Below are 16,734 nucleotides of genomic sequence, written 5' to 3' on the forward strand. Positions count from 1 at the left end.
GTGATAAATATATGATGTTTGATGATTGGAGGTGAATGGTGGTGGATAAAACAATGTTTGGAAATAGGCTTAAAAAAACAATATTGATTGTTTTGACTGTTGCGATATTTTTATTAGGAACTAGTATTTATTTACGAGTTTATTTGAATAATACAATCAAAGAAGCAATTATCAATCAAATAAAAGTAGATAGTGATGAATATATAGATCGTTTAAAGGAACAGGTTGATACTGATTTTCAAATATTGAATTCATTTGCTAGTATATTTACGATTGAAAATGATCTAGACATTGTACTGGCATTGGATTTAGCAAATCAAAAAAGTGATTTTATTTTATTGGGATATTTTAGTAGTTCATCTAATGTTGTTGCGATAAATGACCAGGATATTAAATATGATGTTAAAACAAGTGATCTTTCTAAACCAATACAATCAGTAATTGAAGAGACTTTGCTTGGAAAAAAAGCTATTTCCGATATTTTTGAAAGTGAATTATCTACACAACCGACAGTTGCTTATGGAATACCAGTATTAAGAAATAATCAGATAATAGGAAGTTTAGTAGCTTTAGATGTTTTACATATAACAACTGATGAAAATGATAATACTTATGCTTGTATTATTGACAGTGATGGTAATATTTTGCTAGGTTCTAATCAAGATATTAATCAAACTAATAGTTTTTTTGAAAATATTAATTTAAAAGATACTAATATTAATCAGATTAAAAGTGATTTAAAAAATAATAAAAATGTTTCTTTGACTTTTGATTATAAAGATGAAAGTTGTCAAGCTATCTTAAAGCCTATAGATATAAATGACTGGTATATGGTTTGTATTGATATTGATCAAAGTGCTGGGTTATCGATTAGTCAGACAGCTAGAATTGTTAATGGTTTATTTGTGGTAATTGTTATTTTAGTAATTGGTTTGTTGTTATACGGTTATTGGATGACATTGAAAAATAATCATGAATTAGCTTTGTCGGCTTATTATGATCGTTTAACTGGGGCTTATAATTTATTATATTTTAATCAAAAAGGTAAACAAGAGTTAAGGCAGAATCTTAATTGCAGTATTGTAGTTTTAAATATTCGACAGTTTAAGTTTTTTAATGAAATATTTGGCAATGAACAAGGGGATAAGTTATTATGTCATATTAAAGGGGTTATTGAAAATAATTTAAACAGTGAAGAATTTTGTTGTCGAGATACGGCAGATCAGTTCTTTTTGTTTTTAAGAGATATTGATAAGGAAATTATTGAATCAAGATTAAATAAGATAATTGAGGAAATTTTCGATTATGATGCTTTATTACATACAAATTATCATTTAAAAATTCATTGTGGTATTGTAATTTCAAGTGACCAGTATAATTTAGATACAACATTTGATGGCTTAATGGTAAGTGTGATGTTTGCTCTTGATAAAGCAAAAGAAAAGTTACAAACAAGTATCTGGTTTTATGATGTTGAATTACATGAGCGCGAAAAAATAGATAATTATATTGAAAGTCATATGCATCAAGCGCTTGAAAAGCATGAGTTTAAGTTTTTCTTACAACCTAAAATCGGTTTAAAAGATGGTTCATTAGAAAGTGCAGAAGCTCTGGTACGTTGGATAACAAATGATGGACAGGAACTTTATCCAGATCAATTTATTCCGATTTTTGAAAAAAGTGGTTTTTGTATTGAATTAGATATGTATATGTTTGAAGAGGCATGTAAACAAATCAAAGAATGGATTGATGAAGGAATAGAGCCGATTGGAATTTCAGTTAACCAGTCTAAGTTATTATTTTATGAAGCTGATTATGTTGAAAGACTAGAGAAAATTGTTAATAAGTATCAAATACCGGCTAATTTGATTACTTTAGAAATTTTAGAGAATTTAGTTATTGATAATGTTGATGAAGTTAATAGTAAGATAGAGTGTTTGCATAAAATTGGTTTTCGAGTGTCGATGGATGATTTTGGCAGTGGCTATTCTTCGTTAAATATTTTAGGAAAGTTGGATATTGATGAATTAAAAATTGATAAAGATTTTTTACAAGAAATTTTTGTTGAAAATAATTTTAGAACAAAATTAATCATGGAAGAAATTGTAAAGTTAGCTAAAATATTATCGATTTCAACAGTTGTTGAAGGAGTAGAAACTTTAGAATGTAATTATTTAATAAGAAGTTTTGGTTGTGATTTTGGTCAAGGTTATTATTATGATAAACCAATTAGTAATGATAAATTTAATTTACGGTATATGAAAAATCGAAAAAAGATTAAATAAAGCTGTTAACAAAAACGTTAACAGCTTTATTAATTTATACTGTTTTAGCCCAATCAATATTAGTAATTTTATCTTTGATAGGGTCAAACATTTTACGATTGTTTTTGTTATATACTGCATAATATTGAACATGAGCTTCAGGATCGCTGATTGGAATATTGATACGATTATTATTTTCTTTTTCGCGAAGTAATGTTAAATTACTGCGAAAGTTAGGTAAAGCTGATGCTTTTGTTAGTTCTTCAAAAATGGCATCATCTTCTTGAATCAATAAATGAGATTCCGGTATCATTTTTAAACATATTTCATTCCAAAAACCAATTCGCGATAATAATAAAACACTTTCACCATTTAAATCTCGAAATGATATTTCTTTAAACAAAGCTAATGGATGAGCAGGGGGTACTGATAAATATAGGTGTTCTTCAAATAATGGGATACAAATGCGATTATCATCATTGATGGGATGATTAATGGCAATAATCGAATATTCATGATTATCTAGACCGTTTAATAAGTTATCTTCATTGCTATCAAGGCTATCGGTAATTTTCATAGCTGGATATAATTGTTTAAAAATATAAGTTAATCCCCAATTTGGTGCTGGAGCACAAGAACCGATACTGATTGTTCGTTTGCTTAAATCATAGCTTTGTAGTTGTTTAACCATTTTATCAGTTTCATCAAGTATTTTTTTAGCATATTCAACGGCCATGATTCCGTTATCATTTAATGTTATTTTATTTTTCTTACGATCAAATAACTTTAAGCCAAGTTCATCTTCAAGACGCTGAATTGAGCGTGTTAGACCCGGCTGGCTTATTAATAAAATTTCAGCAGCTTTAGAGATTGTACCGGCCTTGGCAATAGTCACTAATTGTTCTAATTGGTAAAGTTCAATCATTATTATCACCTCACTATGCACTATAATTATAGCATAATGTAATATTGATATTGTACTTTATTTTTTAAGTTAACTAAAATGTAAGTGTAAGGAGGGAACAGATGGAGTGGATAGAGCTTAGTAATGGTGTAAAAATGCCAATTATCGGTTATGGGACTTTACAAATTTCTTCTAATTTAGCAAAAAGAAAAGTATTAGAGGCATTAGATGAAGGATATCGATTAATTGATACAGCTGCTTCGTATTTTAATGAAACTGGTATTGGTGAAGCGATTAAGGAATCACATATACCAAGAAGCGAGTTATTTATTACTACTAAGGTGTGGGTCCAGGATAGTGGTTATGAAAATACGATTAAAGCTTTTAATCAATCTTTAACTAACCTAGGGCTAGATTATCTTGACTTGTATCTGATTCATCAGCCTTATGGAAATTATTATGGCTCTTGGAAAGCAATGGAAGAACTTTATCGCCAAGGTAAAGTTCGAGCAATTGGGATTTGTAATTTTTCTGCAGAAAGATTTGTTGATCTTTGTTTAAATTGTTCAATTAAACCAATGATCAATCAAATTGAATTACATCCATTTTTTCAACAAAAAGAACTTGTTAAAGTGTTAGAACAATATCATTGCAAAGTACAAGCCTGGGGACCATTAAACGAAGGACAACGTGATATTTTCAACAATGAAATTTTAGAAGCAATTGCTAAAAAACATAACAAAACAATTGCCCAGGTTATTTTACGCTGGCATATTCAAAATAATGTTATTGTAATTCCCAAAACAGTTAGAGTTGATAAGATGAAAGAAAATTTAGACATTTGGGATTTTCAATTAGACAATGAAGATATGAATATGATTGCCAATATGGATTTGGGTTATAGCGAAATAATCAATCATCAAAGTTACACAACAGCAAAATGGTTAAATAAATATAAAATCCATGATTAGCTGTTAAAATTAAATTAATGAAAAGGAGATTAGAGAACTATGGAAAAATTTGAACTTAATAATCATGAACTTATCCCAGCAGTTGGATTTGGAGTATTTATGATCCCTAATGATGGGCCAACTTATGAAGCTACTTTAAAAGCATTAAAAGCAGGATATCGTCATATCGATACTGCAGCTGGATATATGAATGAAAGTGATGTTGGAAAAGCTATTAAAGATAGTGGAATTGATCGTAAAGAAATCTTTATTACATCAAAATTATGGTTACAAGATTATGGTTATGAAAATGCTAAAATCGGTATTGAAAATTCTTTAAAGAATTTAGGTGTTGATTACATTGATTTATATTTATTACATCAACCATATGGTGATTATTTAGGATCATGGAAAGCATTAGAAGAAGCAGTAGCTGAAGGAAAAATTAAATCAATTGGTATTTCTAACGTAACAATTAATTTATGGAATAAATTTAAAGATGGTATGACTATTATGCCAGCTGTAAACCAAGTAGAATGCAATCCATTTTTCCAACAAAAACCATTACGCGTAGAAATGGAAAAATATGGTATTAAACTTGAAGCTTGGTATCCATTAGGACATGGAAATAAAGAATTATTAGAAAATGAATATTTAGTATCTTTAGCTAATAAATATAATAAAAATGTCGGACAAATTATTTTAAGATGGCATTATCAAGAAGGAATCATTTCTTTACCTAAATCAACAAATGATGAAAGAATTAAAGGAAATATTGATATCTTTGATTTTGAATTAACTGATGAAGAAATGAAAAATATCCAAGCAATGGATACTGGAAAAGGAACACATGATCCAGAAGATTTATCAAACGAAACAAGATTAATGGGATTAAAAATCCATGACTAACTAAAATTTAAAGAGTATAATTGAATTGGAGGATAAAAATATGGAGTTTGTAACACTAAATAATGGCTTAAAAATGCCTAAAGTTGGATTTGGAGTATACCAGATCAAAAATCAAGAACAATGTAAACAAGCAGTATTAGATGCAATTGATGTTGGTTATCGTTTAATTGATACTGCACAATCTTACGGAAATGAAGAAGCAGTAGGAAAAGCTATTCAAGAAACATCAGTTCCAAGAAGTGAATTATTTATTACAACTAAAGTATGGATATCTAATTATGGATATGAAAAAGCAAAAGCTTCAGTAGAAGAATCTTTAAAGAAAATGCAATTAGATTATATTGATTTAGTATTATTGCATCAACCATTCAATGATTACTATGGAGCATATAAAGCATTAGAAGATTTATATAAAGAAGGAAAAATCAAAGCAATCGGTGTATCAAACTTCTATCCCGATCGTTTAGTTGATTTAGCTATCTTCAGTGATGTTAAACCAGCTGTAAACCAAGTAGAAGTAAATGTATTCCATCAACAAACAACAGCTCAAACATATAATGAAAAATATGAAGTTCAAATGGAAGCATGGGCACCGTTTGCTGAAGGAAGAAACAACATGTTTACAAATCCAGAATTAAAAGCAATTGGTGATAAATATGGTAAATCTATTGCGCAGGTAATTTTAAGATGGTTAGTACAAAGAGGAATTGTACCACTAGCAAAATCAGTTAAAAAAGAAAGAATGCAAGAAAATATTAATATCTTTGACTTTGAATTAAGTGATGAAGATATGGCAGTAATTGCTAAAATGGATAAAAAAGAAAGTTCATTCTTTGATCATTATGATGCTTCAACAGTAGAAATGATTGCTGGATTGAACAGATAAGATAGGAGAAGTGTTTGATAAAATGAAAGTTATTTTAATTAATGGAAGTCCTAACGCTAGAGGCTGTACATATACAGCCTTAAGCGAAGTAGCTCAAACTTTAGAAGACGAAGGAATTGAAACCGAAATTATCCATGTCGGTCATAAAGATATTCGTGGATGTATTGGTTGTCGTAAATGTAAAACTTTAGGAAAATGTATTTTTAATGATATCGTAAATGAAGTTGCTCCTAAATTTAAAGAATGTGATGGAATCGTAATTGGTTCACCAGTATATTTTGCATCTGCAAATGGAACATTGATTTCTTTTGTTGATCGTTTATTCTATAGTATGACTGAAGACAAAACAATGAAAGTTGGAGCTGCAGTTGTTTCAGCTCGTCGGGCAGGAAATACGGCAACATTTGATGAAATCAACAAATACTTTACAATTTCACAAATGCCAGTAGTTTCTAGTCAATATTGGAATATGGTACATGGAAATAATGCCGAAGAGGTTAAACAAGATCTTGAAGGGTTACAAACAATGAGAACATTAGGAAGAAATATGGCATTTTTAATCAAGAGTATTCATTTAGGTAAAGAAAAATATGGTTTACCTGAAAAAGAAGAATCAGTTCATACTAATTTTATTCGCTAAATAATAGGTACTTAGTTATTAAAATATCATTATTTTATCTTCTAGATACAGAATTTATTTTCTGTATCTTTTTTGCCGATTTTCTAGTATTAGTATTTGGATTAAAAAAGATTTATAATAATAGCTATTTTCATCTAGTGTAGATTGGTTTATACTGTTGTTGGTTAAAGGAGATGGAATTATGCATACTAATAAAATATTAAAAATTGTAATGATTGGGTTAATGGCAGGATTATGTTATATATCTTTCATGTTTTTTCAAATTAAAATACCAACACCAGGTGGTTTTACTTCATTTCATTTAGGAAATACTTTTTGTGTTTTAGCAGCACTTTTATTAGGTGGTTTAGAAGGTGGCTTGGCAGGAGCAATAGGAATGGGAATTGCCGATTTACTAGATCCAACATATGCAATCGTAGCTCCTAAAACAATGATTTTGAAATTAGGGATTGGTCTAGTAACTGGTTTTGTTGCACACAAGATTTTTCATGTTCAAAAATTAGAAGGGAAAAAATTATTGAAGGCAGTTGTTTTATCAACTAGTGCGGGAATGTTATTTAATATAGTAGGAGAACCAGTTTTCTCATACTTTTATACTGCTTTTGTTTTAGGTTCACCACATGATGCCGCTGCTGCTTTGGCTTCTTGGAATGCAATAACAACAGCTGTAAATGCAATTCTTGCAATTGTTATTTCATCGATTTTGTATATAAATATCCAGCCACGGTTAAAAAATAATGGTATCTTAAAAAAATTAGCGGTAAAAGAATAATATTAGCTAGTTTTATTTGTAAAAAATAAAAAAGAACTTGACAAATTTTTAATAATGATAAGAATAATTTATAGAGATAAGTTAGTATTTTAATAGATAAAAAAAGTCCATATGCTTATACAGTTATAAAACCAACTAATGTCTATTATGTAGATAGTTTTATGGCTTTTTTTATATAAACCTTTTAAATGATTGAAAAGACTGTTCCAAAAGAGGGATGGTACAGTTTAATGGTTGTAAAATGAAAGAGGGAAGTATGAAATCAAAAATTTTAGGAGTATTGCAAAGGATTGGACGTAGCTTTATGTTACCAATTGCCTTGTTACCAATTGCAGGATTCTTTTTAGGGATAGGTAGATCTTTAACTAATGAAACTACTATTCAAACCCTTCATTTAGACGCATTTTTAGGACAAGGAACATTTGTTAATAGCTTTTTAACGATTTTAACAAAAGTTGGAACAGTGCTGTTTAATAATCTACCATTAATTTTTGCAGCGTCAGTTGCTTTAGGAATGGCTAAAAAAGCTAAAGAAGTAGCAGTTTTATCGTCAATCATAGCATTTTTTGTTATGCACACAACTATCAATAGTATGTTAACGTTAGATGGAATGCTTATAAATGATCAGATTGCTGGTCATGTTTTACAAGGGACGATTACTTCGGTTTGTGGAATTAATTCTTTAGAAATGGGGGTTTTTGGTGGCATAATTGTTGGTTTAGGGGTTGGCTTTTTGCATAATCGTTTTTATCAAATTGAACTGCCTAGTGTTTTATCGTTTTTTGAAGGAGAACGTTTTATTCCAATCATTTCGGCAATTGTTTATGTTTTCGTTGGAATTGTGATGTTTTATTTTTGGCCATTTGTTCAAAATTTGATTTTTGAATTAGGACACCTAATTTCATCTACTGGTTATTTTGGTACCTTTGTCTATGGAATGATTGAAAGATTACTAGTGCCTTTTGGTTTACATCATGTCTTTTATTTACCATTTTGGCAAACTGCAATTGGTGGTTCAATGTTAGTTAATGGCACAATGGTTTATGGGGCTCAAAATATTTTCTTTGCTCAGCTAGCTGATCCTAGTGTAGTTCATTTTAGCAGTGAAGCAACTAAATATTTTACTGGTAAATTTATTTTTATGATTTTTGGTTTACCAGGAGCAGCTTTAGCGATGTATCAATGTGCTAAACCGGAAAAAAGAAAAGCAATTGGTAGTTTATTATTAACAGCTTCGCTTACAAGTATGTTAACAGGAATTACGGAACCATTAGAGTTTACTTTTTTGTTTTCAGCGCCATTGTTATTTGGAATCGAAGTTATTTTAGCTGGAAGTGCTTATATGATTGCTCATATTTGTAATATCGCAGTTGGTTTAACATTTTCTGGCAGTTTGATTGATCTTATTGTATTTGGGGTTTTACAAGGGAATAGTAAAACAAGCTGGCTTTTAATGATTCCAATAGGAATTGTATATTTTGGATTATATTATTTTAGTTTTAGATTTTTGATTAAAAAATTGAATTTGAAAACAATTGGTAGAGAGGATGATGACCGTTTAGTTGTTTTTAAAAAGCCTAAAATTGGTGATAAAAAAATATTTGATGAAATAGAAGTAGATAAACAAATCCAAATGATTGTTCGTGGATTAGGGGGCCGAGATAATTTTAGTGATTTAGATTGTTGTATTACCCGATTACGAGCAGCGATTGTAAATACTGATTTAGTAAGTGAGAGTTTATTGAAACAAGCTGGGGCAGCAGCAATAGTGTTACAAGGAAATAATATCCAAATTATTTATGGACCTAAAGCATCTTCAGTTAAAGTAAGATTAGAGGAATATTTACAAAATATTCCCCCTGAATATGATGAATTACCAGTTAAAGAAAATAAAGAAACTTCAGTAATTGAAATAGGAAATGTTGTTGATGGAGAAGTATTACCAATTGAGGATTCATGTGATGATCTTTTTGCCCATAAGTTATTAGGTGATGGTGTAATGATTAAACCTTATCATGGTTTAGTTGTAGCACCATGCAATGGAATTATTACGATGGTTTATCCAACTAAACACGCTCTTGGTATTCAGCTTGATAATGGCTATGAGTTATTGATTCATTTTGGAATTAATACCGTTAATTTACAAGGAAATGGTTTTGAATTATTGGTAAATGCAAATCAAAGAGTAAAAAAAGGTGATTTATTATGGAACGCGGATTTAGAGTATATCAAGGAAAATGCAGTTAGTGAAAATATATTATTAGTAGTTACAAAGATAGATGATAATTGTCAAATTGAAAAAGAATATGGCAAAAAAGATAGTGGTACAACAATATTAAGGTTATGTAATTGAAAAGGGATAGAGTATGTATAAAATAATAAAAGTATTAAATAATAATACCGTTTTAGCTGCTTTTGAAAATGATGAAGTAATTATTATGTATAAAGGGATTGGTTTTGGTAAAAAAGTTAATCAAGAAATCGAAATACCTAAAAATGCCAAAAAATTTTTGATGCAGAAAAACTATAATTCAAAAATGAAATCTAATAATATTATTAATTACATTGATCCAGTTTATCTTGAAATTGCTTTTGAAATCATTAAATTAGCAGTTGAAAAATTTGGTCGTGTAGATAACGATATACTTTTACCATTAGCTGATCATATTTATTTTGCAATTAAAAGAATGGCTGAAAATATCATGCCTTCAAATCCATTTTTAGATGACATTAAATTATTATTTCCTGATGAATATGAAGTAGCTTTACAAGGAAAAGAAGTAATCGATAAATTTGTAGCAGTTAAAATCAATGATGATGAAGTTGGATTCATTACGTTACATATCCATTCAGCAATTTCATCAAATCAAGTTGTGGAATCAATGGAAGCAACGCGGGTTATTCATGAAAGTATTGATAAATTACAAAAAGACTTAAATATCGTTATTGATGTTAATTCAATATCTTATGCTCGGTTAATGAATCATATCAAGTTTTTGATTTTAAGATTAAATACTAATGAAAAGTTACAGATGGATATCAGTGAGTTTACTAAAGAAAAATTTCCATTTGCTTATTTACAAGCGGTTAATATGTGTAATGCATTATCTAAAGCTTTAAATAAAGAATTACCAGAAACTGAAGTTGGTTATTTAGCACTACATCTAGAGCGAATTTTATCTAGTATCGTTTAATTTTAAAACGTTGCTTGACAAATTTAGCCCTTTAATGCTATGATTGTTGCATAAAAGAATACTTAATAGTGTGTAACTGGTAAGGCAGGCATTAACTATTTTTAAGATTTAATATCCATGGGATTATTATATCTTTTAATAGTTATGTCTGCTTTTTTTTGCATTGTTGAGTATTTAAAAGAAAGGGAGGAATTTATATTATGGTAGGAATTATCCTTGCTAGTCATGGAGAATTTGCAAACGGTATTTTGCAATCTGGGTCAATGATTTTTGGTGAGCAAAAAGATGTTAAAGCTGTAACATTGCAACCAAGCGAAGGACCTGATGATTTAAAAGCAAAAATGGAAGCAGCAATTGCTACCTTCGAAAATCAAGAACAAGTATTGTTCTTAGTTGATTTATGGGGTGGAACACCATTTAACCAAGCTAATGGTTTAATTGCTGGCCATGAAGACACATGGGCTATTGTTACCGGACTTAATTTACCAATGTTAATTGAAGCTTATGCTTCAAGAATGTCAATGGAAACAGCTCATGAAATTGCAACACACATTACAGAAGTTGCTCGTGAAGGGGTTAAAGTTAAACCAGAAACTTTAGAACCAGAAAAACCATCAGCAAAAGCAGCACCTGTTGCTACACCTCAAGGAGCAATCCCAGAAGGAACAGTTATTGGTGATGGTAAAATAAAATATGTATTAGCACGTGTTGATACAAGATTATTACATGGACAAGTTGCTACTACATGGACAAAAACTACACAACCAAATCGTATCATCGTTGTTTCTGATTCTGTGGCCCATGATAATTTGCGTAAACAAATGATTGAACAAGCTGCGCCACCAGGAGTAAGAGCTAACGTTGTTCCAATTCACAAAATGATTGAAGTTGCTAAAGATCCACGTTTTGGTAACACTAAAGCAATGTTATTATTCGAAACACCTCAAGATGCTTTAAAAGCCATTGAAGGTGGGGTCGATATTAAAGAATTAAATATTGGATCTATGGCTCATTCACTTGGAAAAGTTGTTGTTAATAAAGCAATCGCTATGGGTGAAGATGATGTTAAAACAATTGAAAAATTAAAAGAAAAAGGAATTAAATTTGATGTACGTAAAGTACCTAGTGATTCTAATGAAAACATGGATACTTTATTGAATAAAGCGAAAGCTGAATTAGCTAACGCATCAAAATAATTAAACAGGAGGAATTATAATGTCTTTAATTACAATAATTTTAATCGTTATAGTTGCCTTATTAGCTGGTATGGAAGGAATCTTAGATGAATTCCAATTTCATCAACCGCTAGTGGCATGTACATTAATTGGTTTAGTAAGTGGACATCTAACTGAAGGAATTATTTTAGGTGGTTCATTACAAATGATTGCCTTAGGATGGGCAAACGTTGGAGCAGCAGTTGCTCCTGATGCAGCTTTAGCATCTGTTGCTTCTGCTATTATCATGGTGTTAGGATTACAAGGTGGGACTACTGATGTTCAAACAGCAATCTCTACATCAATTGCTGTTGCTATCCCACTTTCAGTAGCTGGTTTATTCTTAACAATGATTTGTCGTACTATTGCAATTCCAATGGTGCATTTTATGGATAATGCAGCTGAAAAAGGGAATTTTAGAACAATGGAAATGTGGCATGTTTTAGCAATTTTATTACAAGGGGTTCGTATTGCTATTCCTGCTGCTGCACTTTGTATCGTACCAGCTTCAGTAGTAACTGATGCTTTAAATCAAATGCCTGCCTGGTTATCTGGCGGAATGACTGTTGGTGGTGGAATGGTTGCCGCAGTTGGTTATGCAATGGTTATCAATATGATGTCAACTAAAGAAACTTGGCCATTCTTTGCTTTAGGTTTCGTATTAGCAGCTATTGGTGAATTAACATTAATTGCATTAGGTGCTATCGGTGTTGCATTAGCATTAATCTATTTAGGATTAAAAGAAAATGGTGGTTCTGGAAGCGGTGGAACTGGTTCTGGCGATCCATTAGGTGATATATTAAATGATTATTAAAATCTTGAAGGAGGAAAAAAACAATGGCAGAAAAAATTAAATTATCAAAAAAAGATCGTTTATCAGTCGCTTGGCGTCATCAGTTCCTTCAAGGTTCTTGGAACTATGAACGTATGCAAAATGGTGGTTGGTGTTATTCAATTATTCCAGCTATCAAAAAATTATATTCTAATAAAGATGATCAAATTGCAGCTTTAAAAAGACATATGGAATTCTATAATACTCACCCATATGTATCTGCTCCAGTTATGGGGGTTACATTAGCATTAGAAGAAGAAAGAGCTAATGGTGCCAAAATTAATGATCAAGCTATCCAAGGGGTTAAAGTTGGAATGATGGGACCTCTTGCTGGGGTTGGGGATCCAGTATTCTGGTTTACTTTAAGACCTATTCTTGGGGCTTTAGGTGCTTCTTTAGCATTAAGTGGAAACATTATTGGACCTTTATTATTCTTCTTTGCATGGAATATTATCAGAATGGCATTTATCTGGTATACACAAGAATTTGGGTATAAAGTTGGTACATCAATTGCTCAAGATTTATCAGGTGGTTTACTTGGTAAAATTACTCAAGGAGCTTCAATTTTAGGGATGTTTATCATTGGTGCTCTAGTTCAACGTTGGGTAACTATTTCATTTACACCAATCGTATCTACAGTAACTCAATCTGAAGGTGCATATATTGATTGGGATAAAGTTAAATCTGGAGCTAATGGAATTAAATATGCTTTAGAACAATATAGTACTTTAGGAGCAGATGGTCTAAATGTTGAAAAAGTAACTACATTACAACAAAACTTAGATCAATTAATTCCAGGTTTAGCAGCTTTATTATTAACATTATTATGCTGCTGGTTATTAAGAAAGAAAGTTTCACCAATTGTAATTATCGTTGCATTATTCGCAGTTGGTATTATTGCACGTCTTTGTAGAATCATGTAAGATAAAAATATCGATAAAAAATATTTAGGAGGAATAACATGGTACAATCTTTAAACACTAAAGTAGATTTAACAATTAAAGCCACTTCTTATTTAGGTTTAGCGACTTATGGGAAAGTAATGGTTGGCGATAAAGCTTTTGAATTTTATAATGAAAAAAATATTCGCGATTATATTCAGATTCCTTGGGAAGAGGTTAGTTGTGTAATGGCTTCAGTAATGTTTAAAGGAAAATGGATTCCTCGCTTTGCCATCAAGACTAAACAAAATGGAAATTTCACATTTTCTACAAGGGATAATAGAGCGCTATTAAGAGCGGTCAATAAATATATTCCTTCTCAAAATATGGTTAGATCATTAAGCTTTTTCCAAGTTGTTGGTCGGGGCTTAAAATCGATTTTTATCAGAAAAAAGAAAAATAAAAATAACTAAAACTGTCGGTAAAACGGCAGTTTTTTTATTATGCTTGCCAGGTATACTGAAATGCGATATTGGTATTGTACTTTAAAAAATAACTTTAATAAAATATAGTTAGAAAAAGAAAAATATATTATTAATTGATATAAGGAGGTCAAAATGAATTCAAATACATTAGTAAATAGTGTTATTAATAACCCAAAATTTAAAAACTTTGGCAGATTTATTTTTCCTAGTGGTTTTAATCAGCCAACACCAACAATGAAAATAAGTAATATAAATTCATTATTACCTTATCATAGCTATATTAATACCAATACAACAATTGAAGTATTAGAATACTTTGAAAATCAAGTAAACAATGGGCAAACAATATTCTATGATATCTATTCACCTGAAGAAAAAGCAAGTGATCCAAGTAAAGAAGATACGGGATTATTCTTCTTTAAAGGTAAAAAGAATGCTCCATTTGCTTTGATTAGCGCTGGCGGCGGTTTTGTTTATGTTGGCTCAATTCATGAAAGCTTTCCTCATGCTTTAAAACTATCTAGACAAGGATATAACGCCTTTGCTTTACAATATCGCACATATAGCGGACAAACGGCATGTGTTGATCTAGCTAGGGCGATAGCGTTTATCTTTGAACATGCTAAAGAATTAGAAGTCGATACTAATTGTTATTCACTTTGGGGTGGTTCAGCTGGTGCGAGAATGGCTGCTTATTTAGGTTCATATGGTCCTGGTTCCTTTGGTCAAAATCTATATCCACGTGCTGGTACTGTAGTAATGCAATATACCGGGCATAATGACTACACCCCAAATGATCCACCTACTTATGTTTGTGTTGGTAAAAATGATGGTATTGCTTATTGGAAAACTATGGAGCGAAGAATAAATCGTTTAAAGCATTGTAGCATTCCTACAGAATTTCATGTATATCCTAATTTAGGTCATGGTTTTGGTTTAGGAGTTGGAACTTTGGCAGAAGGATGGATAAATGATGCAATAGCATTTTGGCAACAGCAAATCGATAAAACTAAATAAAAAAGGAGGATTAATATTGAAAAAAGTTTTCACTATTATCTTGATGATGTTTTTAGTTATTGGTTTAAGTAGTTGTCAAAATAATCAAGATCAAATGGCAAATGAAGATACAAGTATTTTAGTTGCTTTATTATCGACCCAATTCATTTGACTGTTCTAGTGATGATATAAAAGAGGGGGAGTTAGATATTCAAGAAATTGTCGATATTATTGATGAAAATATTGAGGCTGATTTTTTTGAAATCGAAACTGAACAGGAATATTCACAAAATCTAGATGAATTATCTAATCAGATTCAAATGGAAAAAAATAGCGATTATCCTCAGTTAAAAAGTAAGGTATCTTGATGATGATATGATCGCTGGTTAACCAATATATTCAATAGTTAATATTATTTTGTGAAATTATGTGTTTTCAAAAAAATAATTGACCGGTTGTAACTACCGGTTGATAAAATCTAAATCGAAAAGAAGGTGGTGTTTTTAGTTGAAAGTAAAACGTATTTTAGATGTTGTTATGTTTATACTGTTATTATTTTTGATGGCCTTTTTCAACACTGGTCAAACAGTTCACGAAGTATTAGGAATATTGATGGCGATATGCTTTATTATTCATCATGTTTTAAATAGAAACTGGTACAAAACAGTTTTTAAAGGAAAGTATCCATTATTAAAAAAGGTCTATATCGTAGTTAATTTTCTTTTATTAGTCGATGTTGTTTTTCTAGTATTGAGCGGGTTATCAATGTCAAGATTATTACCATTTTTAAGTTTTATGCCAGTTTCATTAGCTAGAAGAGTTCATTTAACTTTATCTTATTGGGGTTTTGTATTAATGGCAGTACATTTTGGATTGCATATTCAAAGTATTTCAAGACCGCTAGCTAAGAAATTTGAAGATAGTTCTAAAGTAGTAAAAACAATTATCTTTTTGGTTATTCCTTATGGATTAGCATTATTTGGTTTAATTATGTTTATTAAAAATCAATTGATTGCATATTTATTTATGTTGACTGATTTTGTTAATGTTGATAGCAGTATAAATTTGGTGAGATATATATTTGAGTATTTAGGAATTTTCAGTTTGTTTGGACTTTTAACATATATTGCAATTAAAAATATTAAAAAAACATAAGGAGTGAGATTAATGAAAAAATTTTTATTAGCTTTATTAGTAATGCTGGTATTTGTTACTGGATGTTCATCTAATAACCAAAGTAATAACGATGAATCTAGTGGAAATACAAATGAAAGTCAAGATGCTACTAATGATCAAACAACAACAACAGAAGATAGTAATATTTTAATTGCTTATTTTTCAAAAACGGGCAATACTGAAGCAATTGCTCAAGAAATTCAAAGTTTAACTAATGGTACATTAGTAGAAATTGAAACAGTTGAACCATATCCAGATTCATATTCAGAAACTGTTGATATTGCTGAATCTGAAAAAGAAGCCAATGCTCGTCCAGAGATTTCAACAACAGTTGATAATATGGATCAATATGACACTATCTTTATTGGTTATCCAATCTGGTGGTATACTTATCCGCAAGTTATCTTAACATTCTTCGACAATTATGATTTAACTGGTAAAACAATTGTCCCATTTGTAACTCACGGTGGTAGTGGTATGAGTGGTACTGAAGATGATATGCGTGAGTATTTAAGTGATAAAGACGTTACAGTATTAGATGGTCTTGCTGTAAGTCGAAATGATATTGAAGAAGACCAAAGTCAAACAGTTACAAACTGGCTAGAAGAGTTAGGTTTTATTAAATAAGAAA

Annotated in this window: 18 protein-coding genes; 17 read left to right on the plus strand and 1 reads right to left on the minus strand. The window is 30.4% G+C overall.

All coding sequences use genetic code 11. The features are described from left to right. Nucleotides 1-41 precede the first annotated feature (41 nt). The gene (locus tag ABGT36_RS01790) at nt 42-2,285 is read left to right on the plus strand and encodes an EAL domain-containing protein (protein WP_346676500.1); all 2,244 of its coding nucleotides are present in this window, start codon (nt 42-44) and stop codon (nt 2,283-2,285) included. 34 nt (nt 2,286-2,319) lie between these two features. Here the strand turns inward: ABGT36_RS01790 and ABGT36_RS01795 are convergent, their stop codons facing one another. After that, nucleotides 2,320-3,189 (minus strand): LysR family transcriptional regulator, encoded by an 870-nt coding sequence (locus tag ABGT36_RS01795; protein ID WP_346676502.1) that lies wholly within the window; start codon nt 3,187-3,189, stop codon nt 2,320-2,322. A 101-nt stretch (nt 3,190-3,290) separates the two neighbouring features. Here ABGT36_RS01795 and ABGT36_RS01800 point away from each other — a divergent pair, with 101 nt between their 5' ends. The 16 genes from ABGT36_RS01800 (at nt 3,291) to ABGT36_RS01875 (ending at nt 16,730) form a co-directional block, all read left to right on the plus strand. Continuing rightward, nucleotides 3,291-4,139 (plus strand): aldo/keto reductase, encoded by an 849-nt coding sequence (locus ABGT36_RS01800; RefSeq protein ID WP_087300683.1) that lies wholly within the window; start codon nt 3,291-3,293, stop codon nt 4,137-4,139. A gap of 39 nt (nt 4,140-4,178) precedes the next feature. Next, nucleotides 4,179-5,027, plus strand: a complete 849-nt coding sequence (locus ABGT36_RS01805) for an aldo/keto reductase (protein ID WP_087300681.1) — start codon at nt 4,179-4,181, stop codon at nt 5,025-5,027. A 40-nt stretch (nt 5,028-5,067) separates the two neighbouring features. Next, nucleotides 5,068-5,913: an aldo/keto reductase gene (locus ABGT36_RS01810; protein ID WP_346676505.1), complete on the plus strand. Its 846-nt coding sequence runs from the start codon at nt 5,068-5,070 to the stop codon at nt 5,911-5,913. Nucleotides 5,914-5,935: 22 nt separating this feature from the next. Further along, nucleotides 5,936-6,553, plus strand: coding sequence for a flavodoxin family protein (locus ABGT36_RS01815; protein ID WP_087299938.1), 618 nt, complete (start codon nt 5,936-5,938; stop codon nt 6,551-6,553). 181 nt (nt 6,554-6,734) lie between these two features. Beyond that, a complete protein-coding gene (locus tag ABGT36_RS01820; RefSeq protein WP_087299942.1) occupies nt 6,735-7,325 on the plus strand; it encodes an ECF transporter S component in 591 nt (196 codons plus the stop codon). Between the two features lie 256 nt (nt 7,326-7,581). Next, nucleotides 7,582-9,678, plus strand: a complete 2,097-nt coding sequence (locus tag ABGT36_RS01825; RefSeq protein ID WP_087299944.1) for a PTS transporter subunit IIABC — start codon at nt 7,582-7,584, stop codon at nt 9,676-9,678. A 13-nt stretch (nt 9,679-9,691) separates the two neighbouring features. Beyond that, nucleotides 9,692-10,519 (plus strand): PRD domain-containing protein, encoded by an 828-nt coding sequence (locus ABGT36_RS01830; protein ID WP_087299946.1) that lies wholly within the window; start codon nt 9,692-9,694, stop codon nt 10,517-10,519. 200 nt (nt 10,520-10,719) lie between these two features. Next, nucleotides 10,720-11,715: a mannose/fructose/sorbose PTS transporter subunit IIA gene (locus ABGT36_RS01835; RefSeq protein WP_346676509.1), complete on the plus strand. Its 996-nt coding sequence runs from the start codon at nt 10,720-10,722 to the stop codon at nt 11,713-11,715. A gap of 19 nt (nt 11,716-11,734) precedes the next feature. Beyond that, a complete protein-coding gene (locus tag ABGT36_RS01840; RefSeq protein WP_087372225.1) occupies nt 11,735-12,547 on the plus strand; it encodes a PTS mannose/fructose/sorbose transporter subunit IIC in 813 nt (270 codons plus the stop codon). A 23-nt stretch (nt 12,548-12,570) separates the two neighbouring features. Next, on the plus strand, nt 12,571-13,488 hold the full coding sequence (locus ABGT36_RS01845) for a PTS system mannose/fructose/sorbose family transporter subunit IID (protein WP_346676511.1): 918 nt from the start codon (nt 12,571-12,573) through the stop codon (nt 13,486-13,488). 38 nt (nt 13,489-13,526) lie between these two features. Continuing rightward, on the plus strand, nt 13,527-13,919 hold the full coding sequence (locus tag ABGT36_RS01850) for a DUF956 family protein (protein WP_346676513.1): 393 nt from the start codon (nt 13,527-13,529) through the stop codon (nt 13,917-13,919). Between the two features lie 144 nt (nt 13,920-14,063). Beyond that, complete coding sequence (locus ABGT36_RS01855; protein ID WP_346676514.1) at nt 14,064-14,948, plus strand: alpha/beta hydrolase; 885 nt, start codon at nt 14,064-14,066, stop codon at nt 14,946-14,948. Between the two features lie 16 nt (nt 14,949-14,964). Then, complete coding sequence (locus tag ABGT36_RS01860) at nt 14,965-15,099, plus strand: hypothetical protein (protein ID WP_300080427.1); 135 nt, start codon at nt 14,965-14,967, stop codon at nt 15,097-15,099. Next, nucleotides 15,071-15,295, plus strand: coding sequence for a hypothetical protein (locus ABGT36_RS01865; RefSeq protein ID WP_346676517.1), 225 nt, complete (start codon nt 15,071-15,073; stop codon nt 15,293-15,295). Before ABGT36_RS01860 ends, ABGT36_RS01865 begins: the two co-directional genes overlap by 29 nt. Nucleotides 15,296-15,434: 139 nt before the next feature. Next, entirely contained in the window at nt 15,435-16,082 is a 648-nt protein-coding gene (locus tag ABGT36_RS01870) for a DUF4405 domain-containing protein (RefSeq protein ID WP_087372234.1), read from the plus strand. Nucleotides 16,083-16,094: 12 nt separating this feature from the next. Beyond that, entirely contained in the window at nt 16,095-16,730 is a 636-nt protein-coding gene (locus tag ABGT36_RS01875) for a flavodoxin (protein ID WP_087299961.1), read from the plus strand. Nucleotides 16,731-16,734: the final 4 nt, after the last annotated feature.

Origin of the sequence: Erysipelatoclostridium sp. An173 (genome assembly GCF_963931465.1) — a bacterium.
Lineage (GTDB): Bacteria > Bacillota_I > Bacilli_A > Erysipelotrichales > Coprobacillaceae > Thomasclavelia > Thomasclavelia merdavium.